This is a genomic window from Dictyobacter sp. Z7_2 (assembly GCF_057551105.1).
On the sequence record NZ_BAAJPE010000002.1, the window covers coordinates 2260920 to 2285442 of the forward strand.

Annotated in this window: 18 protein-coding genes; 9 read left to right on the top strand and 9 right to left on the bottom strand. The window is 50.2% G+C overall.

Annotated elements, in window-relative coordinates:
* The first annotated feature begins 8 nt into the window (after positions 1-8).
* The 5 genes from AC27N8_RS22925 to AC27N8_RS22945 all read left to right on the top strand — a co-directional run bounded on the left by AC27N8_RS22925 (position 9) and on the right by AC27N8_RS22945 (position 7720).
* Complete coding sequence (locus tag AC27N8_RS22925; protein ID WP_487069715.1) at positions 9-1955, top strand: cyclic nucleotide-binding domain-containing protein; 1947 nt, start codon at positions 9-11, stop codon at positions 1953-1955.
* A gap of 10 nt (positions 1956-1965) precedes the next feature.
* The gene (locus tag AC27N8_RS22930) at positions 1966-2847 is read left to right on the top strand and encodes a hypothetical protein (RefSeq protein ID WP_487069716.1); all 882 of its coding nucleotides are present in this window, start codon (positions 1966-1968) and stop codon (positions 2845-2847) included.
* Positions 2848-3062: 215 nt separating this feature from the next.
* Entirely contained in the window at positions 3063-4475 is a 1413-nt protein-coding gene (locus AC27N8_RS22935) for a zinc-ribbon domain-containing protein (RefSeq protein ID WP_487069717.1), read from the top strand.
* Positions 4476-4762: 287 nt separating this feature from the next.
* The gene (locus AC27N8_RS22940) at positions 4763-5614 is read left to right on the top strand and encodes a DNA methyltransferase (RefSeq protein WP_487069718.1); all 852 of its coding nucleotides are present in this window, start codon (positions 4763-4765) and stop codon (positions 5612-5614) included.
* Positions 5615-5785: 171 nt separating this feature from the next.
* The gene (locus AC27N8_RS22945) at positions 5786-7720 is read left to right on the top strand and encodes a DUF6909 family protein (protein ID WP_487069719.1); all 1935 of its coding nucleotides are present in this window, start codon (positions 5786-5788) and stop codon (positions 7718-7720) included.
* Positions 7721-7745: 25 nt separating this feature from the next.
* On the opposite strand, the gene AC27N8_RS22950 is transcribed toward AC27N8_RS22945, so the two are convergent.
* Positions 7746-9026, bottom strand: a complete 1281-nt coding sequence (locus AC27N8_RS22950; RefSeq protein WP_487069720.1) for a hypothetical protein — start codon at positions 9024-9026, stop codon at positions 7746-7748.
* 132 nt (positions 9027-9158) lie between these two features.
* Here AC27N8_RS22950 and AC27N8_RS22955 point away from each other — a divergent pair, with 132 nt between their 5' ends.
* Positions 9159-9812, top strand: a complete 654-nt coding sequence (locus AC27N8_RS22955; RefSeq protein ID WP_487069721.1) for an alpha/beta hydrolase — start codon at positions 9159-9161, stop codon at positions 9810-9812.
* On the opposite strand, the gene AC27N8_RS22960 is transcribed toward AC27N8_RS22955, so the two are convergent.
* Positions 9809-12196, bottom strand: a complete 2388-nt coding sequence (locus AC27N8_RS22960) for a serine/threonine protein kinase (RefSeq protein ID WP_487069722.1) — start codon at positions 12194-12196, stop codon at positions 9809-9811. The genes AC27N8_RS22955 and AC27N8_RS22960 overlap by 4 nt on opposite strands.
* 286 nt (positions 12197-12482) lie before the next feature.
* Between AC27N8_RS22960 and AC27N8_RS22965 the strand changes: the two genes are divergently transcribed.
* Positions 12483-15581, top strand: coding sequence for a BACON domain-containing protein (locus tag AC27N8_RS22965; protein WP_487069723.1), 3099 nt, complete (start codon positions 12483-12485; stop codon positions 15579-15581).
* Between the two features lie 195 nt (positions 15582-15776).
* Here AC27N8_RS22965 and AC27N8_RS22970 read toward each other — a convergent pair whose 3' ends face one another.
* Complete coding sequence (locus AC27N8_RS22970) at positions 15777-16670, bottom strand: deoxyribonuclease IV (protein WP_487069724.1); 894 nt, start codon at positions 16668-16670, stop codon at positions 15777-15779.
* A 13-nt stretch (positions 16671-16683) separates the two neighbouring features.
* Positions 16684-17247 (bottom strand): SMC-Scp complex subunit ScpB, encoded by a 564-nt coding sequence (gene scpB, locus AC27N8_RS22975; protein ID WP_487069725.1) that lies wholly within the window; start codon positions 17245-17247, stop codon positions 16684-16686.
* 139 nt (positions 17248-17386) lie between these two features.
* Between scpB and AC27N8_RS22980 the strand changes: the two genes are divergently transcribed.
* Together AC27N8_RS22980 and ubiG are read left to right on the top strand one after the other, a co-directional pair.
* Positions 17387-18550 carry a hypothetical protein gene (locus AC27N8_RS22980; protein WP_487069726.1) on the top strand — a complete coding sequence of 388 codons (1164 nt, stop codon included), beginning with the start codon at positions 17387-17389 and terminating at the stop codon, positions 18548-18550.
* A 131-nt stretch (positions 18551-18681) separates the two neighbouring features.
* On the top strand, positions 18682-19404 hold the full coding sequence (ubiG, locus tag AC27N8_RS22985; protein ID WP_487069727.1) for a bifunctional 2-polyprenyl-6-hydroxyphenol methylase/3-demethylubiquinol 3-O-methyltransferase UbiG: 723 nt from the start codon (positions 18682-18684) through the stop codon (positions 19402-19404).
* A gap of 74 nt (positions 19405-19478) precedes the next feature.
* Here the strand turns inward: ubiG and AC27N8_RS22990 are convergent, their stop codons facing one another.
* The 5 genes from AC27N8_RS22990 to ruvB all read right to left on the bottom strand — a co-directional run bounded on the left by AC27N8_RS22990 (position 19479) and on the right by ruvB (position 24411).
* Entirely contained in the window at positions 19479-20069 is a 591-nt protein-coding gene (locus AC27N8_RS22990) for a helix-turn-helix domain-containing protein (protein WP_487069728.1), read from the bottom strand.
* Between the two features lie 45 nt (positions 20070-20114).
* Positions 20115-20849 carry an RNA polymerase sigma factor gene (locus AC27N8_RS22995; protein WP_487069730.1) on the bottom strand — a complete coding sequence of 245 codons (735 nt, stop codon included), beginning with the start codon at positions 20847-20849 and terminating at the stop codon, positions 20115-20117.
* Between the two features lie 256 nt (positions 20850-21105).
* A complete protein-coding gene (locus tag AC27N8_RS23000) occupies positions 21106-22050 on the bottom strand; it encodes a ribose-phosphate diphosphokinase (RefSeq protein WP_487069732.1) in 945 nt (314 codons plus the stop codon).
* 253 nt (positions 22051-22303) lie between these two features.
* A complete protein-coding gene (queA, locus tag AC27N8_RS23005; protein WP_487069734.1) occupies positions 22304-23398 on the bottom strand; it encodes a tRNA preQ1(34) S-adenosylmethionine ribosyltransferase-isomerase QueA in 1095 nt (364 codons plus the stop codon).
* Positions 23377-24411, bottom strand: a complete 1035-nt coding sequence (gene ruvB, locus AC27N8_RS23010; RefSeq protein WP_487069736.1) for a Holliday junction branch migration DNA helicase RuvB — start codon at positions 24409-24411, stop codon at positions 23377-23379. Before ruvB ends, queA begins: the two co-directional genes overlap by 22 nt.
* Positions 24412-24523 lie beyond the last annotated feature (112 nt).

A 24523-nucleotide genomic window follows, 5' to 3' on the forward strand; every position in this document is an offset into this window, starting at 1 on the left:
AAAGTGTTATGCAGATAGAAAATCTTCCCAGTACATTTAACGTTGGCATGACGCATCGTACAGACGTGCAGCCTTTGAGTAGCGATGAAGTAAATTTTGAAATCGATATGTGTATTGGTTGTGATCGCTGTATGCGTGCCTGTCCCGTTCCATTATCAGCCCAGATTACTATTGGTGATCTCAATCGAGCGACTATCTCGACTCAGGTCTCAACCAAAGTGGCACGTTTTACCGACGAGTGTGTGATGTGTGGCTCTTGTGTCCCGGTCTGTCCGGTAGATAATCATCGCGACCTTTTGATGCTCTCGCTCAAGCGGCGTCTGGGTGTTCCCTGGGATGGTCAAGTTGATCTCTCGAAGGGCTGGGGAAACCTGCCTGCGGGCTGGAATGTCTCCTTGTTGGTAAAAAGTCTGCGTGCTCAAGCCCTCTTTAAAAACGAGCAACTGGTCCCGGATAACTATCTGCTCCATTTTATTGCGGCCTCTCAACTGCACGTCCTGCCCCCCGGTGCGGAATTGATGCATGAGGGGGAGTTTGGACGGGATATCTACTTTCTGCTCAAAGGTCGTTGTGACGTTTTTTCCTCCGGCACCGATGCAGCCAATCTACCTCAAGCGATCTTGCAGCAGGGAGAGTACGTTGGCGAACAGGGTATGCTCACTGGACAGCCTCGCAATATGACGGTGCGCGCACAAACCGAAGTGATGCTGTTGAAGGTTCCTGAGCAGGTGATGCAACGCTTGATTGAGATTGTTCCTTCTGTTCAAGATTTCTTTGAACAGTTGGGCAATGTACGGGCTGTTGAAAATATTCTGCTGAAGATGGATCTGTTCCAGGGTATCTCCGCTGAGGATATGCATCAACTGGCTAAGGATGCCGCGATCAGACGCTATGATCGCGATGAGAAGCTCTTTGATGAGGATAAAAAAGGGCAACCAAGCCGTGAGACTTTCCATTTGTTGCTCGATGGCTTTGTGAAGGTTGCTCGTAAGACTGGTCGCGAGGAGCCACCAGAGCGTATTGTGGCCTATCGGCAGAGCGGCGATTATTTTGTGGGTGGCCTGGATATGCTTGGCGATCAGCGCGCCGTGACGGTCTCTGCGATTACGCGTGTCTCCGTTGCTGAGATTACACGAACTCAACTCAAAAACCTGCTTATGCGTTATCCAGCCTTCAAGCAACGCATGCAAGATCGCTTACAATTGTATCAAAATACGACCGTGGCAGCATATAGCGCTGTCTTTGAGCCCTTTGATCGAGCTCAATTGCAGCAGGTGGTGGAGAGTACCTACTCAAATGCCGAGGCCCGAGCTGGCTTGCATGCGCTCGTTGGTGATGGAGTAGTTGAGGGGACCGAAGTGCTGGTGATCGATCTGAATAAGTGTATCCATTGCAACGAATGTGAGGATGCGTGCGAACGACGGCATGGACAATCGCGTATGAATCGTGAGGGTATGGTCGTTGGCAATATCAGCGTCGTGAATGCCTGCCGTCAATGTCAGGACCCCGTCTGTATGTTGTGCAGTCGGGCGGGCATCGCACGGAAACCCAGTGGCGAGGTCTATATTACGGAGAGCTGTATCGGTTGTGGTATCTGTGCCGAGCGTTGTCCTTACGATAACATCTCCATTGTCTCGCTGGAAGATGAGACAGAGCCTGTGTCGGCCCAAAGCTGGCAGCGTTTCAGCAATCTCTTCCGCAAGGGAGCAAGCAAACCTTCTGGGAGACGCCCATTACCGATGGCTCAGGCTATTGCGGAACCTGGACCTCTCCAGCCTCCGGTCTACAATCCGCTTGAAACCATGCGCAAAAAGATTGCGATTAAATGTGATCTCTGTGCAGGCTATGGGAACCAGGCCTGTGTGCAGGCTTGTCCCACTGGCGCTGCCATTCGTATTAATCCTGTGAGTTTCTTCGGCTCGACCGAGGATATTCTCGGGCAGCGCTCGCGTTAGGAGTATTGCTATGTCAGTCACTACAAAATCTTCACGTTCTAGTCGACGACGTCTCTGGAACGCGCCCACCTCGCCTGCCCGCTGGATCTGGTTACTGTTAAGTATTGCGCTCTATGGGGGGCTACTTTTCTGGTATTATGCGGCCCTGCGCACACAGATGTATCCCGGGCCATTGAACGATCCTTTGCGTCTCTTTGGCATCATTGCCTTTGTCCTGGTTTTTGTCACAGCCGCCTATTCTCTGCGTCGCCGCTTTATTCGTGCTCTGCCTGGTAAGGTGCAGAATTGGTTGTGGATGCATACATGGTTGGGGATTGCGACGGTTCTGATCGTTTTCTTGCATGAAAATTACGATCATATTACCTATGATTATTGTCAGAATCTGGACTGCCTGACGGATACGTATTGGGCTACCGGAGCCATGTTGGCTTTGATTTTGTTGGTTGTGAGTGGGATTAGCGGTCGCTTGCTGGATTTCTGGCAGACAAAGGTGATTGCGCGTGAGGCCAGTTCCAATGGCTTTGGGATCGAGCGTTCCCTGGAGGAGCGTTTGCAAGCTCTGGAATACATCGTTGAGCGCTATTATGCTGGCAAATCTGATGAGTTCAAGCTGGCTTGCACCAGAGCATTAGAGGCAAAAGGACGTTCCTCCTTCAAAGCTGCTAAATTCCTTCCGCTTGAGCGTTCCGATTGGCAACGCGTTCAGCCAGAGTTGCAGGAACATGCTCGCCTGACACGTTCGCTACGGCGGCAGCAACGCGCACGTGGGATTATTCGTACCTGGCGTACTATTCATGTGGTGCTGGCCTCTCTGGCCATGATCGTGATCTCCTATCATGGTGTCATGGAATTGCTCACCAATGTACTCCATATCATTAAGGTATCAGAGTAGCTATGCTACCACTGCTTTGTCTGTGGCAAGCGTTTTGTATAGCTATCTATTGAGCCCCTGGAGCGATTGAGTCCTGACTGCTCTTGTGGGCAGTACTAATATGGCACAATACTAGCAGAATCGTTTTTGTTTGATGTATGCTATACTATGCTTTGGTGATAGTTGATGAGAAATTTCTCCATGTGAAAAGTAGGATTGTTTTAGAGGAAAGATAAATGATGCTTTGTCCAGAATGTCAGGCTCCTATGGATAGCGGTGCTGTTTTTTGTGGCCATTGTGGTGCTCAACTCTCATCTGGGCAGTTGGGGAAGCTAAATGCTGCCAGTGAAAATTCACAGTTGTCACAGGGAGAGCAGCGGCGTTATGACATGACGGATGATGTTTTATCACAAGATATACATAACTTATCGCCTGTCTCTACAACAGCGTATCCATTCACGCCCATACCTCTTAATGTTGCGCCCATCGCTTCATCCGACCAAAATATGAACCTTGGTTCATCATTAGCACCTCTCCATACCGCTTATCCGCTCAAAGCGCCCCCGCGCTCTGCATCTTCGACCAGTCGCAATCTCGCCTCTGTGGCCATCATTCTTGCCTTATTGGGCGTTGGTATTGTGGCATGTGTCTTTACCTTCTGGCAGAATAAAAGCCTGGCCTACAAGGCGACACCAGCGAAAAGCGTGGTCGTTCCTCAAGTGCAGGGGAAGGTAACTTTTCGTGATGGTGCCAATGGCATGACTAATACGTTGGATATGAGCGTTCAGGGACTCAAACCTCTCTCCGGTAGTGCTCATTATGCGGGTTGGATGATTGATGAGGACGAAGTCCATATTCATTCTCTGGGTACATTGGCTAAGACGGGAACAACCTATGCTCTGACCTTTGTGAATGGCGATACCACTGTGCTCAGTCTGGGAAATAAGGTCCAGGTGACGCTTGAGACTGCTGATACTTCGTTGCCTACGGGACGCGTTGTATTGAGTGCGCAGATTCCCTCTGGCGTCATGGCACATGTCGATTCATTGCTTGTAAGCTATCCCGGTACTCCCCATCAAGTTGCGTTGCTGCCGGGTTTAAAAAGTCAGACACAACTGCTCTACCAGCAATCTCAGCAGTTAGGCATGACCAGAAACCAATCAGCCACCCAGTGTATCGCGCAGAATATCCTGACAGTGCTTGAAGGTCAGCGTCCTACGCATGCAGCCGTCACTTCTCAAACATGTACAGCCTTGCATATTGCGCCCGTTGCTCAGGATCTGGGTTTATTGGGGAGCAATCATGATGGTTATGCCGATATCGTTGGCGTGCGTGCTTCTCTAGCCTCCTCGCAACCTGATGCGACTAACAACCTGCGCTTGTATGCCCAACATATGGTGATTGCCAGTGATAACCTTCAGCAATGGTTCACCACAATTGATCAGGATGCCACAAAATTGCTGAAAAATCCAACCGATGCTGGCATGATACGGGCTATCTCTCAGCTTTCGGCCAACGCTTTAAACGGTGCTGATAGCAATCATGATGGCACCATCAGTCCCACTTCAGGCGAGGCGGGTGTCACGCAAGCTTATCTCTACGGACAATCAATGGTTACTCTCACGCTTACTTCTATCATCCCTAAATAGCATGCATGCCAGCGTTGCCCCAAATTCGCTACCCGTAACGTATAAGAAATAGATATAATATTGAAAATGTTGCATGAAGCATCTTCTTCAGGAAGAAAATCAGGGGGCATTACTAGGGGGAAATGTCAGGCATGGGGACACCCAACATTTTAGTAATACCTCCTAACAATAGTGTACGCTAAAAAATATGATTTTGGTGCCATAATCGGTGATAAATGAGAAGAATGTAGGGAAAACCAGGGCTAAAAGCCTCTTATATGCTTGGCCCTTAGTCGGAGAGTGGCATTGTGGAGAATGATGATATTTCGATTCGCAACACTCTGAATGAGTTGACAGGTGCTGAATGGCTCTATTTTACCAAGAGTATTATCACAACTGCCTACCCATCCGAATACGGGCATTCTTTGCGCAAAGCTCATGGAGCCAACAAGCCGCCGCAGTTGATGAGTCAGCTGATTGAGTTTTTTACCAAGCCTGGCGGTCGTGTGCTTGATCCTTTTGCTGGGGTTGGTGGCACCTTGATTGGAGCCTCGATCTGCAAGAAGCCGCGTCAGGCGCTGGGCATCGAGATTAATCAGAAGTGGGTCGATATTTATCAGCAGATTGTGCTTGAGAGCGAGGGAAAAGTAGCCCCACAGACGTTGATCCAGGGTGACTGCTTGCAGGTCCTGGCGACCCTTGAAACATCCTCCTTTGATTTCGTTCTGACCGATCCTCCTTACAACATCCACCTGACTCAGACCATGGTCAACGAGCGTTATGCCCATACCTATACGAATCGGCGCACCGATTACGACATGCATTCTCCTGATCCTGCTGATGTCGCTAATCTGCCCAGTTATGATGTCTATCTGGATACTATGGAGCGCGTCTTCGCTGCCTGCTTTACTTTATTGAGGCCTCAGAAGTATATGGCCGTGATCATTAGAAACGCCTATCAGCATGGCGAGTATATTTTTACGCATGTCGATCTGGCCAAGCGAGCAAAGTTGCATGGTTTTATACCCAAAGGAGAGATTATCTGGTATCAGGCCGGGACACGCTTACGCCCATATGGATATCCCTTTGCTTACATTCCGAACATCGCGCATCAATATATTGTTATTTTTCAAAAACCAAAGGTTGTGGAAAAGTTGTGAAATTATGCAAAAAGTGAGAGAATAACTCTAACCTTTCCATTGGTAGAGCTAGTGGCGAGCATTCTCGGATGAGAGATACGTGCATTCTCTCATCGTATTGGCGGGCGCGTTATAATAGATGAAAATAAAGATGATGAATGAATGCCTGCCCCGGAGAAGAGGGTTAAATTTATGACACACAAACAGAAGCCTGATGATACATCTCATGATGGAATACAACCATTCAAACATGTTACTCACGATGGATCATCCCCGATTTCGCCCGCAGATGATGAGATACTCACAGATCATAACCAATCTCATACAGCCCTGGCCCCAAATTTTGAACATGGCGAAAAGTATCATGAAGCGGGAAAACGTGATGTTGAGCTTTATATCCGTACGTACAATACCTTATTGCGCAGCTCTGGCGAGGTTAGTCTGAAGGCGCTTGTGCAGGCGCATTACAATATCGACTCCAGTTTGCATCCCGATGCGCGTCAACCATATCCTGATATGTCCGCCTTCATCTACAGTGTCCTGCGTCTCCCCGACGTGATTAATCACTGCGAGCTTGTCCTGCTCGGACAATCGGAACAGGTCTTTCTGCAACAAGGTTTTCATGTCAATAAGTGGCAGGCAGTTACCGCATCGGCTCGTCGTCGCAAGTGGTTCTATAATGGTCACAAGACTCTGGCCGTCTATGTCGCCAGCGTCAGCGATACCGATGATATCGTGCCTATCCTGGTGGCATTCCAGATCGAATGGAACAAGATCAATTATCTCCTGAATCTCGATCCAACCACCATGCAATTATTAGAGACGCAGGTAGAACTGAGCTCGCCTGTCTTTGCCGAAATCAGTAAGGTATTACGGCATCGCTTGCAGATTGCCGCCGACGATTGGCAGCGCCTGGAAGTGATCTGGGGTGACCATCTCTGGGAGAAATTGCACGAAATTGGGACTCAGCGCAAGAGTTTTAATCTGCGCATGCTTGGCGGTTCGCACGTAGGGTACGTGAAAGCCACGCGCAAGTGGTGGGCACCCGTGAGCACTCTGCTGGATACGTTAGGGATGCCTGATCGACCGGTCTACTTTGTGTCCAGTAATGCGCATAGCATGTTGAATGTATTATCCGGCTTTTCGCTACGTCACGAGAAAGAACTGATCGATTTTGCGCTCAATGGAGGTGATCCTTATCTCGCCGAAGAATGCCGCAAGCTGCGGGATGGTATCGTGCCAGGAAACTGGCAGAATTTCCTCTATTATACGAACCGCGAGTGGATTCGTACGCCTGCTGGTAAGGAGGCCGAACGTACACGCATCAAGGAGTCTCAGGAGCGGGGTATCTGGCATGTTGATGCTCGTCATGGATTGGAGATAGATGCACAGCTCTTTGAGTTAAGAAAGTTACGTCCCGGCGATATTGATCCGCGTAGTCGCATGTCTCATCTGGATGCACTGGTTAAAAGTGATGCCATCATCTTGAATATCGACTATCCGCTGGGCATGGCCGCCTACCGGATGATGCGTGAGATTATGGAGAACCTTTCACGTATCTGTGGCATCTATGTCCTGGGCAAGGCAGCCACCTTGAACGGCAGCATTGGCGACGTGATGATCTCGAATGTTGTGATGGACGAGCATAGTCAGAACACCTACTGGTTTGACAATGTATTCCATGCCAACGAAGTCCAGCCCTATCTGACCTACGGCTCCGTGCTGGACAATCAGAAGGCGGTCTCCAGCAAAGGCACCTACTTACAGAATCGTCAATATCTGGATCTCTATTACAATTCCAACTATACCGTCGTCGAAATGGAAAGCGGACCCTATCTCAACGCGATCTATGAAGATCAATATCTGACGCGTTATCCAACCGATGAAAACATCAACCTGCTGAGCTTACCTTATGAGTTAGGTATCCTCCACTACGCATCAGACACACCCTATACGCGTGGCAAAAATCTGGGAGCTGGAAGCCTCTCCTACTTTGGCATGGACTCAACGTACGCCAGCACCATCGCTATCATCAGGCGCATCTTCTCCCGCGAGATCGCCTCAATCCGTAGCCGTCCCCATCCCCATATCGCGCCTGCCGAGCCTGAAAAGACCCCCCAAAAGTAGCATCGCACGCGAGCGTGCGACGCTACTATAGCCAGACGAGGATATCTCCATTGTCTGGGATGCGCTCCACAAGCTCCCTTGGTGCTTGTCGCCACGTACAGCGTACATGCTGTTGAGCTATCAATTGCTGGAGGCATTGATCATATTCTTGCTGCGTGAAATGTCCGAAGTCGCTGAGGATAATCTGCTGGCGTAGCTCTGGCCAGCGTCTGGCTCGCAGTGCTCTGCCCTGCTCTAGTATGGATTGTTGCAGCTTTTGTAGATCTGCTGCTTGATGATGTTGCTCCTGTTGTGCAAACCATTCTTCGCTGAGCACTCCCTGGTAGCTTTGTTGATAGGTTCGACGTCGATAACTACAGAGGGCATCATTCATAATCAGCAGACTTTCCTGCCGTCGTGTCGCGTAAATGAGCGTGTAGGGGATAGTGGTGGTGCTGGCCGCTCCGTTTTGGACTGGCAGGTTGATACGCTGGGGTGGCCATTGAAAATGGCGCTGCATGGAGGCTATAAACAGATCTAAGAAGCCGTTGATGGCCTCATCTCCACTGGAAGGTAGAGTTTTCCAGCGATTACTGCGTAAGAATGCGGTCAACCTGCTCGCTTTTTCTGGCGAGCTATGGGCTGCTTGCAAGCGTGTCTCGATCAGCTTATGTGCCATTACAAAGCAAAGCTCGGTGGGAATGGTTCGCTGGTAGAGTGGAGCCAGATCTTCGTTGCTGAATGGTTGGGGGCTGAGTGGATCTAAAATGAAGAGGGCAGGAGAATGTTCGATCTCTTTGAGCAGCGTCGGTGCGCTCTCCGACCAATGTGTTGGCACGATGCCGCTTTCTTTGGGGATGGTTATGGTTGTGCTTGTAGCTTTCTTGCTCTTATTTTGACGCTTACCGGTGCTCCCGGCGACCAGGAGTAATCCATGAAACGTGATTGGCTGATTCTCCTGGGCGAGTGTCTGAGTAAGCGCTAGCAGTGGTTGGAGCGCTGCCGGTTGTGTGGGAGGACTTTTCTTTGGGCGTTGCTTGCCACTCGCAGCCTGTTTGGGTACAGGGGGGATTTGCAAACTTTTAGCATCGTAGCCGCCAAGATTATCGATCCAGTAGCAGCGTCGAAAGATCCGCGTTGAGCTCAATGTATGGCAATAAGGAATGACATAATCTTGTAACAGCCAGGTACGCAGCAACGACAATAGGGCGCGATCGGTAAGTCGTCGCGTACTGCGTCGTAGGGAGATTGCACCTGGATCGCGTCCGACTTCTGTTGCGCCTGTCAGTGATTGGTCATCGTGCTCTGAATTCGTCCATAGGTTCATCTTGTGCGTATTTTACCACAAAAGGGATTCTTCCTCATGGGGCTTCGCAGTTGACAGTTTTGATTACAGATGGTATCAAAAGTATTTATCAACCAGTGCTTCATTGCAAAGAATGTATAAGGAAAAATAGGGATGACCAACGACCAGCCTGATCCATCAACTATCGATTTTGTTCATCAGTTCATCCCTGCTGAAGTGCAGCAGGCTGGACCGACATTACTGCTGCTGCATGGAACTGGCGGCACAGAAAAAACCTTACTCAAGTTAGGACGCTTGCTCATGCCTGAGGCTGCTCGCTTGAGTCCGCGGGGAAAAGTTTCTGAAGATGGATTGCTGCGCTTTTTTCGTCGCTTCGCCGTGGGAGTCTTTGATCTTGAGGACCTGAGGATACGTACCGATGAGCTGGCAGATTTTGTACTGGCAGCCAGCCACACCTATCAATTTGATGCCTCACAGATTATCGCGGTTGGCTACTCAAATGGAGCCAATATCGCCGCCAGTATGCTACTCCTGCGTCCAGGGATTTTTAAAGCGGCTATCTTGCTACGTCCAATGGTAACTATCATCCCAGAGTCGTTACCTGACCTTCGTGGCACCTCTATTTTTATCAGCGCGGGTCGGACTGATGAGCTAGTCCCTGTAACTCAGACTGAGCGCCTGGCACAGATCTTGCGACTGGCTGGCGCTCAGGTGAGTGAGCATTGGATGAATGGTGGACATAACATAAATCATGAGGATGTGCGTGAAGCTCGGAATTGGCTACAGAGTACATTGCATCCTCTTTAAAGTTTCCACACTTTGGCATTGCTGAAGATCGCAGTGGTGGTCGTATTGGCAGCTGTATCCACCCCCAGATTGTTGCCGGCGGTGGCCATTACGCCAATAGAGCCGGATGTGTAGGGCGCACTGACCTGATCTGTTACCTCGGATATTTTTTGTTTATTGACGAAGAGATCAATAGTATCCTCATTGGCGACTACGGCTAATGTATTTGTGACATTGATGCCTTTCTTAAAAGAAGATATAAGCGGTTTACCTGACCTATAGCCATCCATATAGTTGAGACAATTGAGTTCAGTGCACTTTTGCAGAGTATAGTAGCCACTTCCATAGACTTCAAAATAATAATACTGTTTCAGATCACTGTTGCTACGGAAGATAATCCCGCCGCCGCTATAGCTTTGTCCGATCGCGCTAAACGTGAGGTCTATCTGATAGGTGAAGTTTGTAAAGGTTTGCGTAGTTTGAAAACAGGGCGTGTGTGCTACCGATGGAGCATCAACTTGATATCCCTGATCGGTGACGGCACACTTGCCTGCCGTAAAGCCCGTCGCATCTGGTCCCACCTGCCAGGAGTTTTTGTTGTTTGTCAGTGGATCATCAAACACCAGAGTTCCGCCGTTGCTGGTTAAATAAGGATTCTCCTGGGCAATCGCTGTCTGGGAAGCCTGTAGCGCCAGGGCTGTCTGGCTGGCTTTGGCTGTGCTTGCCTTTGCTGCGCTGGTGGCAGCGATCTTTTGTTGGAGCATAGCCTTCTGGTTATTCGAGAACGCGAAAATTCCAATCCCGCTGGCCACAATGATAAACATGACTAGCAGAATAACGATCATATTGGCAGCCCGAAAATGATTATCCTTATAGATCGGCGTGGCCACCGCCTTTAAGTGGCTCAGCGTTGTCCTTTTGAATTTCTGGCTATTGCTGAGATAAGTATTCTCTGGTGGAGTAAATATCCTGGCTTCCAACGGTGGCATGCTTGTCCATGCTCTCTCCTGCGCATCGGGCATCTGCACTGGTGAAAGTGGTGGGAAATCCAGAAACGGCGTTTTTCCCGTTGCGATGGGATCTGGTGTGATCCTCGCTGGCGATGGTGAGAGCGGTTGAGGGATAAACACTGGTGGCGTAGATTCTGTGGGGAAGGCTGGAACTTTCTTTTGTGAAGGCAGATCCTGGGAAGTGGTTACATACGGCGGCTGTCCCGCCGAGAAGGAGTTGAGCGAGAATGGGGCATTATTGTTGAACGAAAGTTGTTCTGGTTCCCCATCTGGATGCTGCGATTCTTGATTAGTAAATAGAGCATACTTGTCCATAGAATTACGCGATGCTGGTTGCTTTGTGATCGGGAACGGCGGAGTTGCGGGTGGTGGTGTCGTTGGTGCCGCTTTGTTTGCTTGCCACAAAGCCAGGGATGAAGCTTCTGTATTCAATACTGGTTTGGCCGGGTTTTGTTGCGCTGTTGCTGGCTGTAAGTTTTGATTGAGCGATAGATTGAGACTCAGGTTAGAATTTGCTGATGTATTAATATTTTTGTTCGTGGATGAATTTTGTTTCAGTGGTAAATCCAGGGAATATTGTTCTGTGGGCAAGCAGGCCTCTTCCAGGGCTAACGCAAATTCACGCACATTGGGGAAACGTTGTTGAGGATCTTTCTCCAGGGCTCGCATGACCACTTTTTCGACTTCCGCCGATATTCCGGGAGCCTTCTCCTGAAGCGAAGCTGGCTGCGCCAATACCTGTTGACTGGCTATCTCAAAGAATGAGCCTTGAAACGGACAATTTCCGGTGAGCCATTCATAAGCGATTATACCCAGAGCATATTGATCGCTGGCAGGTCGAGGTTTTCCCTGCAATTGCTCAGGAGCCATATAGGCAGCGGTTCCGGCCGTCTCCGTCAGCGAGCGCGAGATAGAATTATATGAAATGAGGGCCAGACCAAAATCGCCGAGGAGAACATCGTCGTTGAGACCCAGCAACATGTTTTCGGGCTTCACATCGCGATGGATAAGTTTTTTATCATGGCCGTATTGTAGTGCGGCGGCTGTCTGTTTTATATATGGAACGAGCGGCGTTTCTGGGAGTGGTGTGCCTTGTAAGAAACGCTGTCGAAAGGTGCCATTAGGAGCGTAATCCATCACGAGAAAGGGAACATTTTCTTGTACGCCAAAGTCTAATACGCGTACAATATATGGATGGACCAGATGTGCGATCGTGCGTGCCTCGTTGAGAAAACTTTGTATATTGCTATCCCCAAGCCGAACCTGGAGTACTTTAATGGCTGCTTGCGTGCGAAGATGGATATGCTCACCGAGATACACATCAGCAAAGCCTCCCTGGCCTACAAGATGTAATAATTTGTAGTTCCCTAGCTGTTGACCTTGACGGTCTTCCATACTCTTCTCCTTCAGCACGTTGGCACGTAGTTGTCATCTCATCCTAGAGTAAAACGATATATGCGTCAAGTAAGGAATGCTCACAGTACGTAAAGGCTATCATTGCGCTGACCGTCTCTTTTTTTTTATCGTTAATAGGTGATATGCAATTTTTGGACAGCCATAGCGTTATGATAATAAAGCTTTGATTTATCTAGAAAAAGATAGTTGACAGTATTCATCTTCTTCCGTACACTTCATGTATTGGGTATCCGCCTTTAACGTGATGTAGGGGGGCAAGCGATCTTTGAACAGAACCTATTGTCCACAATGTTATAGACAGTTACAAGTTTCATCTTCACCTGCTGAGACCTCTCAAGCCTGTGCTTTTTGTGGTGAGCCTTTTGAGGGTCCGCAGAGTCAACTGACCTGGCAAAAAGTTGTGGAGACGCCGAGTCGTCCCATTGCGACCTATCCGCCGCGTCCGCGTCAGCCATTGCAATCATTTCCGGTATTGCGTCACATCCCCTACGGCTGGTTTTCGCTTTCGCGTCTCACCTCTCACCCCAAAGCCATCTTCTGGGCATTTATCGTTGTACTTTTTATCTTCAGTGGCCGTGGAGCCTTTGGTATGGTGGAATCATTGCAGCAGACGCATGCAGCGCTGGCTCCATCGCTCTCGATCCAGCCAGCGGGCGACGTTAACGTAGGACGACAATTGACACTTACGGGCAACGGTTTCACTCCCAATGGTGAGATTGGCCTCTTCCTTGATAGCACGATCCCTATTGTTGACATCAGGGGACATACATCAATAGATGCAGATGATAAAGGCAACCTGAAAGATATGGTGGTGGTACGTGCCGATTGGGGTGGTGGTCATCATATGATTACTGCCGAGGATGCACATACACACCTTTCTCTCTCTGCCACGATTAGTATTATTGGCAACTCTGGCCCTTTGCCGCCGGCTCACTTACAACTGTCGGTGACCTCGCTTGATCTAGGCTCTGGCGATCAGGCGACCAATACGATGCAAAAGGTCACCTTGTCCAATATTGGTGCTGGCCAGATTTCGTGGCAGGTCTCCTCGTCGGCTCCCTGGCTTGTTTTTAGCCCGACGGGGGGCACTCTGACCAGCGATATTCCGGTCGTGGTGATGGTCGCTGTCGACCGTGCCAATATGGTACCAGATGATTATGATGCCACGATCAAGTTCTCGTCAAATGCAGGTAATAGTCAATTGCCTGTACACATGCAGGTGGTGTCCTTACAAGCTGTACACGAAGCCGTGTTACAACTGACACCACCCGTATTGGCGTTTACTGGTGTGGATAATGTCAAGCATGCTGATCCGCAGGTGATCACTGTCAGTAATCCTGGTGGTGGTCCTCTGCATTGGCAGGCCACATCGAGTGCATCCTGGCTGACGCTCTCAGCTACTCAAGGCATGATTAATGCCTCCGGGAGCGATGAGATAAAGGTAGCAATTGATAATACCAGCTTATTGCCAGGAACTTATTATGCCACGATCAGCTTTAGTGGAACGGGCTCTGAAGCCGTCTTACACACACCTCAGCAGATCTTTGTCAGTGTGACGATCACGGCGGGATGTGGATTGCTTATCTCTCCTGGCGAATTGGATTTTACCAGTGCTTATCAACAAATCGTTCCGGCTGCTAAGATTGCGACGATTGGTCAAACGGCGGGATGTTCGGCTCCTATTAGCTGGAGTGCCCGTAGCAATGATTCCTGGTTGACGATTGATCAGAAGGTTGGTTCTACGCCATCATCACCTCTGGTTAGCGTGGATACCACTGGTATGGCACCAGGAGCTTCTAAAAAAGGTTCCATAACTTTTACATACAGCCATGGCACGCAAGTTATCTTAGTCAACGTGACACGCGGCACGCAATTTGATCCAGGATTGAGTATCGATAAGTCTGTTATCTCTTATACCTCTACCGCTAATAGCGGAGTTGCGCTCTCTCAAACTGTAAAGATCACCAATACAGGGGCCAGTACACTGATCTGGAAGATGGCGGCCTCAACTTTTTCAACCGCGCACTGGCTCGCAAGCGAGAAAACCAGCGGCCAGCTTGCTGCACATCAATCGGTTGCCTTAAACGTGATCGCTAATTCGCTATCCACGCTTGCGGCTGGCCAATATACGGGATTACTCACCATTACTGGCACAGATACCGCCGGACATGTAGTTCCTGGCAGCCCACAAAATATACCAGTCAATTTTGTCTTAAATCCGGCGTGTTCTCTTCAGATCTTGCCGAATACTTTGAATTTCTATGGCACCAACGCGACTGCGATCTCTAGTACGCTTCAAAATATTACGCTGACCGCTGGTCCAACCTGTAGTCATAACTTGAATTGGAGTGTCAGCACGGTTACAAAGAGCGCAGGGTCCTGGCTGCAAGCCGTATCGACATCGGGAGTGGTTGCCCCTCATCAATCGGCGACGGCACCTATCGGTGTGAATCTGGCCGGGCTAGTGGCAGGTAGCTATCAAGGAACCGTCACCATTAGCGCTCGGGATAGCAGTACCAATCAAGTTGTCAGCTCGAAAACCATTGCAGTCTCTTTGACTGTCCAGCCTCCCTGTGCCTTGCAGACGGTCTCAAAGTCACTGTTGACCTTTCCGGCATCGTCAACTAGCTCACAGACCTTTACCGTCGGGGCTGTGGGAACGTGTAGTGGTGCTATTACAATCAACGCCACCCCCGTGTTTGGGGCGGGCAAATGGTTTACAGTGCTCCCGGTATCGGCAGTCGTTGCCAGTGGACATGCTGCCACATTTACCGTCACAGCGAATACTACCAGCCTGCCAGCTGGCAACCAGTACAGCGATGCTGTCTCATTATCCGCTTTTGACGCTGGTATGGCGATTATCGGTAGCCCGCAAACCGTTGCCGTCGATGCCAGCATCCCGGGAGTGCCCCAATTGAGTGCCAGCGTGGCGGCGCAAAATACGAATGTCGTAGGGATAATTTCGCAAGCCATACTGATCAGCAACACGGGAAATGCTCCCCTGAATTGGACTGCTAGTGTAGAAGAAGATTTAGGTCCTGGCTTTTCGCTCTCCCAGGCATCAGGAACGCTTTTGCAGGGAGGATCAAGTATGACTATCGCGCTCAATGCCGATAGTAACAGTATCGATGCTGGACTGTATGCGGCGACAGTTCTGATTAAGGCTACCGATTCAACGACGGGAGCCGCAGTAGGCAGTGTTTCTGTCGTGGTAACTTTTAGTGTGAATGCTACACCGACGCCGGCCACTCCAGATGTTCTGCCTACAGCTACCGATTCAGTACTAAGTCCAGTGCCGTCAACTTCGCCCGCTACATCCGAAGTAAATGTGGTGTCGTCTCCTACCGGCACCACATTTCCATGACATACAGGGAATATATGGGTGTGATTCATCTTTTGCAGAAAGACCTCGTAGCGTCGCACGCTTGCGTGCGATGTCCCACTCGACGTACGATCAAGCACCCCAGCGTTGCACGCCGAGAGCCAGCTGTCTCATACGAGTCACAGGGACATCGCACGCGAGCGTGCGACGCTACGGTGTCCTCGCTTCGCTTGACACTCATGTAAGAGTACTCCCGGGGATGATCAGACGGCCTGCCAATTCTTTCGCCTTTGCTATCTGCTGGCTATCGTTATCCCAATCCTCTTTTTCCGACTCATCGAGCTTGATAGGAGTCTCCATTAACACATTTGCGTGATCCAGGCGAGGGTCTTGCAGAAATGTTTGTAATCCTTCTGGACTAATCAGCCCCTCGCCGAGCCGAGCATGGACGTCGCGATGGCTACCCAGGGCCTTCTCTGTATCGTTCAGATGAATAACCTTGACATTTTCTAGTCCCAAAGCCTGGTCTGCTTGCTCTAACACGTGGCGTGTTGTCGGTGCGCTTGAGATATCATATCCTGCTCCCCAGAGGTGTGCCGTGTCCAGGCAGAAACCCACGCGCTGCTGATAGTGTGGAAGCTGTGCACGGATGGAGGCAAGATGGTCGAAGCTATGTCCGAGCGAATTTCCGGCACCGACGTCATTTTCCAGGAGTAGCATTACCGCTTCGGGCGTCTGGGGCAGAATACGTTCGATTCCCTGGACGATGTGTGTGATACCAGCTTCGATGCCTGCTCCTCGATGACTTCCGGTATGGAAAACGACATAACGAGCCCCCAGGAGTGCTCCGCGCTGCAAGGTCCAGGTGAGCAGGGCGATCGATTTTTCCCGATTGGCCTGGTCATCGGATGCCAGATTGATCAGATAGGGGGCGTGTAAGACGACTGGATCAAGCTGGCAGAGAATAGCCGCCGCGGCGAACTCGGCGCATGCTTGAGGATCGTCTGCTGGTGGCCGCCACGCTGTGGGATTGCTGGCAAATATCTGAATTGCCTCACAACCGATCTCCTGTGCTTTGAGGGCGGCTTTGATTGGTTTTGAGTTGGTGGGCATGTGGCGACCGATGCGCATAATGATGTCTTCCTTATTCTTTTGTGTTGAGAGCTACTCCGGGAAGCTCTGCCAGGGTGGTGAGACCAAATTGTTGTAGAAAGTCTGCGGTTGTGGCAAAAAGTGCGGGTCGTCCAATTGTCTGGGCACGACCGATCTCTGTGACCAGACCGTGTTGCAGGAGGCTGGCCAGCGCTCGATCACTATTGACTCCACGGATGGCTTCGATCTGACTACGCGTCATCGGTTGTCGATAGGCAAGCACTGAGAGCGTCTCTAGAGCGGCTGTAGTCAGCTTAGCGGTCATCGGTAGCCCTAGAAACGCTGCGACATACTTAGCGCTCTCTGGGGCCGTTACAAGCTGTATGGAATCCCCCTGACACTGGAGGCGTATGCCTCGCTTCTGCTGTCTGAGATCATTCTCCAGCAACTGGAGCGCTACATCGACCTGCTCTGCGCTGCTGGAAAGCAATTTGCGCAGTTCGTCGCGTTCCAGAGCACGACCCGCCACATATAGTAAGCTCTCAATGGCCATTGCCATGTCCTGCTCTAGCTGCGACGTGTTTGATTGCGGATTCAAACGAGTATCAAGCAACATAGCAATCCCCAATTTTTCTCTATCTTAAACCTGGCCCGTTAAATTGTCAAAGAAATCTGTAACCAATAGACGGTCAACATCTTCAATCGTTATAATACAAAACATTCGAGTGTGTCTATCATAGTTTAGGAGTAATGGCATGGAAGCAAGCGCAGTAGCAGCGCAAAAAGATGACGTGCACGCAACGGCGGATATGACTTTATCTGCACGCCAACTCTATCGACACGACCCATTATTGTTTTTGCTCAAGGAAAGGTTACATCTGAGTAACCTTTGGATTAGTGTGGGCGCGATATTTCCTCCCGGAATTGTTTATCTGCTATGGTGGTTGCTCTGGGGAAATCAATACCCATCGGGTCATAATCCGGGCAATATTTCTAGCATGCTGCTTCAGACGTTTATTCTTTTTCCTCTCCTTTTTTTTGCCTACAATTTGATTCCCGATGCCATTGCAAAAACCTTTAACACACTTTATACCGATGGTGTAATCGGTGAATATCGGCAGAATCCTGCTGATAAAGATGCATATGCACATTTTAAGGAACGCCTGGTCTCCTGGATGGATAGTTATCGGTGGATGGTAGCAATACTAACTGTCATCATTATTTACATCTTCTACAGAGTATTTTTGCGCGAATTACCTGCCGGGCATAATCTGCTCTCATTGGAAGTAAGAGCTGTTGTAGTGATTCTCTATATCCCCTTGATGTTTGCAACGGGTATGAGTGTGATACGGTTGGTCTTAACCTTAATTTTTGTGAACCGTCTCTTCTATCTCTTCAAACTTCAGATTAAGCCCGCCTCTTCCGGCAGCTCTGGTGCACTTGGCAGCCTTGAACGTCTACTCTGGTTATGTGTGAGCCTGATGCTCCTGATGGCACTCCTGTTTGCGGCTCTGATACTTGCGCGTACTGTGGGCGGACTTACGTTCTCAGAAGTATTTTTACTGGCTGCTATTTATATCTTGCTGGTCCCGGCACTCTTCATCGGCTGGCTGATCTTTCCTCATCGTATGATGGTAAGAGCTCGCGGTGAGATGTTGCAACCTTTGGAGCTTGAATATCAGCAGGCACTGATGCTGGCTTTGTCCGCAAAAACGCAAGATGTCGCGGCTGAAACTCTCTACTTGGAGACACTCAAGAAGCGTTATGATCTGGTCTACAATTCATTTACTGTCTGGCCTTTGGAATCGAGCACATTAAGCAGTGCTGCTGTAACTGTGCTTCTACCGATCATTTTGCCACTTATTTTGCCTTACGTTATCTCATTTATTATCGCCGCACTCCAGAGGCTCGGGCTGTAAGATTGGCTCAGGTCAGATCCTGTGGAGTTTCTATGGTATCTACTTTCTAAATTGATTACACTATGAGTACATGAGCATATCTGGCTTTGAGCTTTCGTAGTCCTGTAGTATCACCATAAGGAATAAAGGCAATGGCTTCATTTCGATCTTCGCAGGCTGACATTTTTTCTCATTATGGTTGGTATGAGCAGAGTAATTTGCTCAACCGTATCACGGCTGATCGCTGTGACTATATTGAGTCACGTGTCGATGCCGTCTTTGGCAAGCATGCATTTGGCCAGCAGGAGTTTCTTGAAATTGGATGTGGTGGCGGCTTGATCTGCCACGAATTGGCTCGCCGTGGAGCGGTTGTGATCGGGATCGATCCTGCTGAGAAAGCGCTGCACTCCGCTCGTAACTATATCCAGAAGGCGGCGCTGGGACAGTCTGCCACCTTTGACTGTGGCTATTCCGAGTCTTTGCCGTACGCTACGGGCAGCTTCTCTGTTATTGTGTGCCTGGATGTCCTGGAACATGTGAGCGATCTTGAGGCCACTATGCGCGAGATCGCACGCGTCCTCGCGCCTGGCGGTATCTTTATTTTTGACACCATCAATCGTACACTCCTATCCCATCTGGTTTTGATCTGGATCGGCGAACGCTTCTTTCAAAAGCAAGGCCTTGTGCCAGGACTTCACGACTATCATCGATTTATCAAGCCAGCCGAGATCCGCACATCTCTCGCACAGAACAAGCTTCAGCTTCGGGAACTGACTGGCTTTATGCCCAGGTTTGTTGATGGACGACTAACTCTTGCACCGGGTTGGTTCAAAGGTGTTTCTTATGTTGGTTACGCTACTCGCTCTGCACCGTGAGACGAGCGTGACCTATGGATAACATCGATAAAGTATCTCTATACCATGAAAGGGTGTGCGGTTGCTAGTAACTTTTACTCAGCCCAGAATTCCTTCTCTTCTTTAGTCATCGTGCTACGAGCAATGGCTTCGGCTAAACTTTGTTTTTGTGGACCATGCTGAGCTTTTTGTGTTCCCGGACCTGTCTGGCGGCGATTAAAATTTACGGCGGGCTGGCTGTTGTTGAGCAGGTTGCTAAATTGTTCTATGCTGACCTGAAAGAATTGTGAGAGTCTTTCTAGCTGCTGCTGGCTCAGGCTCACGAACTCAATGGCTCCATTTTCGAACTTATCCCAGACATCCACGCTGAGGCGTAGCCCCTGAGCAGCTTTGAGCTTGCTCAGGCTACGGCTTTTGCGTAATTCTGTCAGTGTAGAGAAGGCGCTTCGGGACTCAAAGGCGCGTTCCAGGACATTTTGAATGGCACGTTGTGTCACTGGAAGGAGACCTTCTTCCTGCTCGACCTCTTCACTACCGCCTGTGGCATGATATCCAGCGATGAACTCAATGAGTTCATCTTGTTGGACTGGATTCTCACGCAGCAGACGTAGTTGAGCCTCTTTGTCGCCGGCCTCTTTTGCGGCGACCCATGCCATCTTCAATGCGCGTAATTCGGGAGTGTTCATTGCAGAACTCCTTCCTTTCCGTTCCCCTTGTGGTTGGTTGGTTGATTACTGCTGGAATGCTGCCGTATGTTGTTCATTGATGACACATTCACGCAGGTAAGCGCGTGCTCGTTCATAGCGTAGCCGCACTGTACGTTCAGTTTTCTTACACACATCCGCGATATCATCCCATTTGTGCCCCTCTATGGCGCGTAAGACCATGATCTTACGGTCAAGAGGATCACGCAAATAGGTCAGAATACGCTGACTTTCATCCTCGGCGTGCAGTTCCTCGTATTGATCTTGCGGATCTGCTACATCTGAGACTGCCTGGCCCTCTTCGTCTACAGCTGTTGTGCGCAGCGGATCAACGAGAGCGCTTGGTACATGCTGCGGGCGTCCCATGGGACGCCCTTCGGCATCGCGTCGATAGCCTAATCCCTCTTGACGAAGGACGCGGTTAAATTCATCGGCGCACAGGCAGCGCAAATAATGGATGAAATTCTGTGTAATAAATATCTCACTGGGATCCTGGGCCTCGCGCAACAGATGCAGACCCATATTCGCGATCGCTTCTTCTCTTAAATCTGGTCGATGGCGTAATCCTTGTGAATGGCGCTGAAACATAGGCCCACAACGCGCAATTAATATCTCACAAAGATAACGTACTCCCGTATGATTACCGGCACTTTGCTGTGTACGGATATTGAGAACAAGCTCACTTTCATTTATTTCGTAGCGTCCCTCAGCTGTCCGACGGTGCAAACGCTCATGAAGCGTGGGATCACTTAAGTCGATCATTCAGTCCCCCAAAAGTAAGTAGTACTACTGTGGTTTGCTTTCGTGGTTCCTACAAACAACATTCTTTTGCCTGATTCAAAAACGGAAGTTTTTTGCCTGCATCTTTTTTTCTTCATTTTCTCGCCACCGTAGCGTCGTGCCCAAGGGCACGATGTCCCACTCGACGTACGGTCAGGCACCCCGGCGTAGCTCGCCGAGATCCTGCTGTTTCGTACGAGCCACTGGGACGTCGTGCCCTTGGGCACGACGCTACGTTTTAGACGTTATCGAAGAGGCTGCTGACCGATTCTCCGTTGTGGTTGCGGCGGATGGTTTCGGCTATCAATGGAGCAAGTGAAAGGACGGTCAGATTGGGTAGAGATTTATCGGGTGGCATTGGGACGGTGTTTGTCGTCACAATCTCCTCGATATCGGTCTGTTGTCGTAGCCGCTCGATGGCTTTGCCGGTAAATAATCCATGGGTACAGGCTACGAAGATGCGTCCGACTCCGCGTGTGCGTACGTGTTGCAAGATCTCGACAACCGTACCGCCGTTGGCGATTTCGTCGTCGAGAATGATCACGTCTTTTCCTGAGACGTCTCCTACAATGCTGTCAATGATGACTTTATCATCGCTGATACGCTTTTTACTGCCGGCTGCCACTGGCAGGTTGAGCAGACGCGAAAAAGCGGTGGCAGATTTGGCGTTGCCCAGGTCGGGAGAGACGACGATGCCGTTTGTCAGATTATAGCGACGGAAATGTTGTGCCAGCACGTTTAGAGCGTTAAGATGGTCGGTTGGGACGCTGAAAAATCCATGTACCTGCGGAGCGTGTAGCGCTACAGTGATGACACGATTCGCTCCGGCCGTCTGTAAAAGATCGGCGACCAGTCGGCCCGCGATCGAAATACGTGGAGCATCCTTTTTATCTGAGCGAGCGTAGGCATAGTAGGGGATGACCGCCGTCAGGCGAGCCGCCGATGCTCCTCGTGCTGCGTCCAACATTAGCAGCAGTTCCATCAAATTTTCCTGGACAGGTGTCACAAGTGGCTGTACTAAGTAGACATCACTCTCCCGGCAGTTCTCATTCATCTGAACATACAGACAATCGTTACTGAAATGCTGGATATGGGTCGGTGAAAGTTGTAAGCCCAGTGAGGCGCTTATTTCCTTGGCTAACTCTATATGAGCGCTGCCACTGAAGATAGTAATGTCACGCATAGATTTATCCTCATACTCCTACTTTTGATTGTGTCGGGTAAGCTTCGCTGGCCGCATGAGCGGCTGATAGCACTGCATAATTATCGTATGTCTGGAAGACCACGAGCCACAAAGATATGAAAGAAAAATAATTTGGAGGTGTTTCTCTTTCTGGATTGTGGTTAAAATATACAGTTTCTATTGTGACACTTGAGTTATTCGAGCGTCAAGAATAGTTGTTATGGAGCCAAAGCTTCCTCGTCTTTATTTTTGCTTAAAGCAGCAACATGGCATCTCCGAAACTGAAGAAACGATAGCGTTCGCGTATCGCTTCCTGATAGGCCTGTTGCATGAGCTCTTTCCCCATAAATGCACTGACAAGTAAGAGCAGGGTCGAGCGCGGTAAGTGGAAATTTGTGATCATGGCGTCAACGACCTGATAGCGGGTACCGGGAGTGATAAAGAGGCTGGTGTCACCTTTATACGCCTGTATCTGTCCATCATAGATACTGGCGACACTCTCAAGCACGCGTACGGAGGTGGTGCCTACGGCGATGATGCGTCCTCCTGCCTGTCTGGTCGCATTGATCAAGTCAGCGGTGGGGCTATCCAGCTCAATCTCCTCGCTGTGCATTTTGTGCTCGTGGACATTTTCATGCTCCACCGGACGAAAGGTGTCCAGCCCCACATGAAGAGTCACGAAGCCAGTCTGGACGCCTTGCTGCCTCAGGCTCTCAAGCAGCTCGGGCGTGAAGTGCAGGCCAGCAGTGGGCGCGGCGGCCGATCCCTGGATGCGTGCATAGACAGTCTGATAGCGCTCTTGATCTTCCAGTGTCTCATGGATATAAGGAGGTAAGGGCATGCGGCCGATCTCATCGATGCGCTGCCGTACTGTCAGTACCTGGTAGGGATCGTTCGTGGCTGGCTGCTCCGGCACCGAGAAAGAGACGATGCGACCACCTGCATCTGTATGCTGTTGGATCTCCGCCAGCAGGCGCGGAGGCTCTCCTGTTGGACCAAAGCTCAATCTGGCTCCGGCGCGTAGACGGCGACCGGGCCGGACCAGCGTTTCCCAGTGGTCTGGTCCCAGATCGGGACGCTCCCTCAAGAGCAATACTTCTGCTGCGCCGCCACTTTCAACGCGTTGTCCAAGCAATCGAGCCGGGATGACACGGCTTTGATTGGCGATCAGTAGGTCTCCCGGACGCAAATAGTCGCCGAGGTCGCGAAAATGTCGGTGTTCAAAAGCGCGTGCCTCACGCTGGACAATCAGAAGTCGTGAGGCATCGCGTGGCTCGATCGGAGTTTGAGCAATCAACTCTAATGGTAGCTCATAATCAAAATCGCTTATTTTAAGGGTGTTATCCACAGGTTCTGTGTACCTTCTCCCGGTAGTGTCATGCCTAGATGTTCATAGGCGGCACGCATGGCGATACGCCCACGTGGCGTGCGTGCAATAAAGCCTAATTGCAACAGATAAGGCTCATAGACATCTTCAATCGTTTCTGAATCTTCGCTGGTGCTGGCCGCCAATGTGTCCAGACCGACCGGACCACCATTGAATTTCTGAATAATCGTCAGCAGCATATTGCGATCAGTCTGATCCAGGCCAATCTCATCGACCTCCATCGCATCCAGTGCCGCTTTAGCCACCTCGCGCGTGATCACTCCATCGGCTCTTACCTGAGCGTAGTCGCGAACACGCTTGAGCAGCCGATTCACAATACGAGGTGTGCCACGAGCGCGGCCAGCAATCTCTTCGATGCCATCCAGGTCTGCCGCCACTTTTAAGATACGGGCTGAGCGAGCCACAATCGATTTTAGTGCGGGTAGATCGTAGTATTCCATGCGGTAGATGGCTCCGAAGCGATCGCGTAGCGGCGCGGTTAGCGAACCGACGCGTGTTGTTGCTCCCACGACAGTGAAGGGTGGGAGGTTGAGGCGTAGCGATCTGGCGCTTGGACCTTTCCCGATCATCACATCGAGAGCGAAGTCCTCCATCGCGGAATAGAGTCGCTCTTCTACCGGACGTGCCAGACGATGGATTTCGTCGATGAAGAGGATCTCTCCCGATTGCAGGGATGTGAGTATGGAGGCGAGATCTCCGGCATGCTCGATCGCAGGTCCAGACGTGGTTCGCAGGTTAACACCCATTTCGGCGGCGATGATATTACACAGCGTCGTTTTTCCCAATCCAGGCGGGCCATAGAGCAGCACGTGATCCACCGATTCGCTGCGGCGGCGTGCTGCTTCCAGTAAAATACTCAGATTATCTTTGATTTTATCTTGACCAACATATTCAGACAGGCGGCGAGGACGTAAACTTCCTTCGATCAACTGTTCCTCTTCGCTGACATTGGGCGAAACGAGGCGGTCCTCCATATCTCTCTCCGGTTTGAAACTATTGTTCTACACTGTATTTTCCCCATTATATCAAAGTTTCCCCCGCACGTCGAGGATCAAACGAGGGGAGATAGCTCTACATGGGCGGACG

Excerpts from the sequence above, each read along its gene's own strand:
- AC27N8_RS22930 (WP_487069716.1), top strand. The coding sequence starts at position 1,966 with ATGTCAGTCACTACAAAATCTTCACGTTCTAGTCGACGACGTCTCTGG.
- scpB (WP_487069725.1), bottom strand. The coding sequence starts at position 17,247 with ATGTTGCTTGATACTCGTTTGAATCCGCAATCAAACACGTCGCAGCTA.
- ubiG (WP_487069727.1), top strand. The coding sequence starts at position 18,682 with ATGGCTTCATTTCGATCTTCGCAGGCTGACATTTTTTCTCATTATGGT.
- AC27N8_RS22970 (WP_487069724.1), bottom strand. The coding sequence starts at position 16,670 with ATGCGCATCGGTCGCCACATGCCCACCAACTCAAAACCAATCAAAGCC.
- AC27N8_RS22935 (WP_487069717.1), top strand. The coding sequence starts at position 3,063 with ATGATGCTTTGTCCAGAATGTCAGGCTCCTATGGATAGCGGTGCTGTT.
- AC27N8_RS22955 (WP_487069721.1), top strand. The coding sequence starts at position 9,159 with ATGACCAACGACCAGCCTGATCCATCAACTATCGATTTTGTTCATCAG.
- AC27N8_RS22960 (WP_487069722.1), bottom strand. The coding sequence starts at position 12,196 with ATGGAAGACCGTCAAGGTCAACAGCTAGGGAACTACAAATTATTACAT.
- AC27N8_RS22925 (WP_487069715.1), top strand. The coding sequence starts at position 9 with ATGCAGATAGAAAATCTTCCCAGTACATTTAACGTTGGCATGACGCAT.
- ruvB (WP_487069736.1), bottom strand. The coding sequence starts at position 24,411 with ATGGAGGACCGCCTCGTTTCGCCCAATGTCAGCGAAGAGGAACAGTTG.
- AC27N8_RS22980 (WP_487069726.1), top strand. The coding sequence starts at position 17,387 with ATGGAAGCAAGCGCAGTAGCAGCGCAAAAAGATGACGTGCACGCAACG.
- AC27N8_RS22950 (WP_487069720.1), bottom strand. The coding sequence starts at position 9,026 with ATGAACCTATGGACGAATTCAGAGCACGATGACCAATCACTGACAGGC.
- AC27N8_RS22990 (WP_487069728.1), bottom strand. The coding sequence starts at position 20,069 with ATGAACACTCCCGAATTACGCGCATTGAAGATGGCATGGGTCGCCGCA.
- AC27N8_RS22945 (WP_487069719.1), top strand. The coding sequence starts at position 5,786 with ATGACACACAAACAGAAGCCTGATGATACATCTCATGATGGAATACAA.
- AC27N8_RS22995 (WP_487069730.1), bottom strand. The coding sequence starts at position 20,849 with ATGATCGACTTAAGTGATCCCACGCTTCATGAGCGTTTGCACCGTCGG.
- AC27N8_RS23000 (WP_487069732.1), bottom strand. The coding sequence starts at position 22,050 with ATGCGTGACATTACTATCTTCAGTGGCAGCGCTCATATAGAGTTAGCC.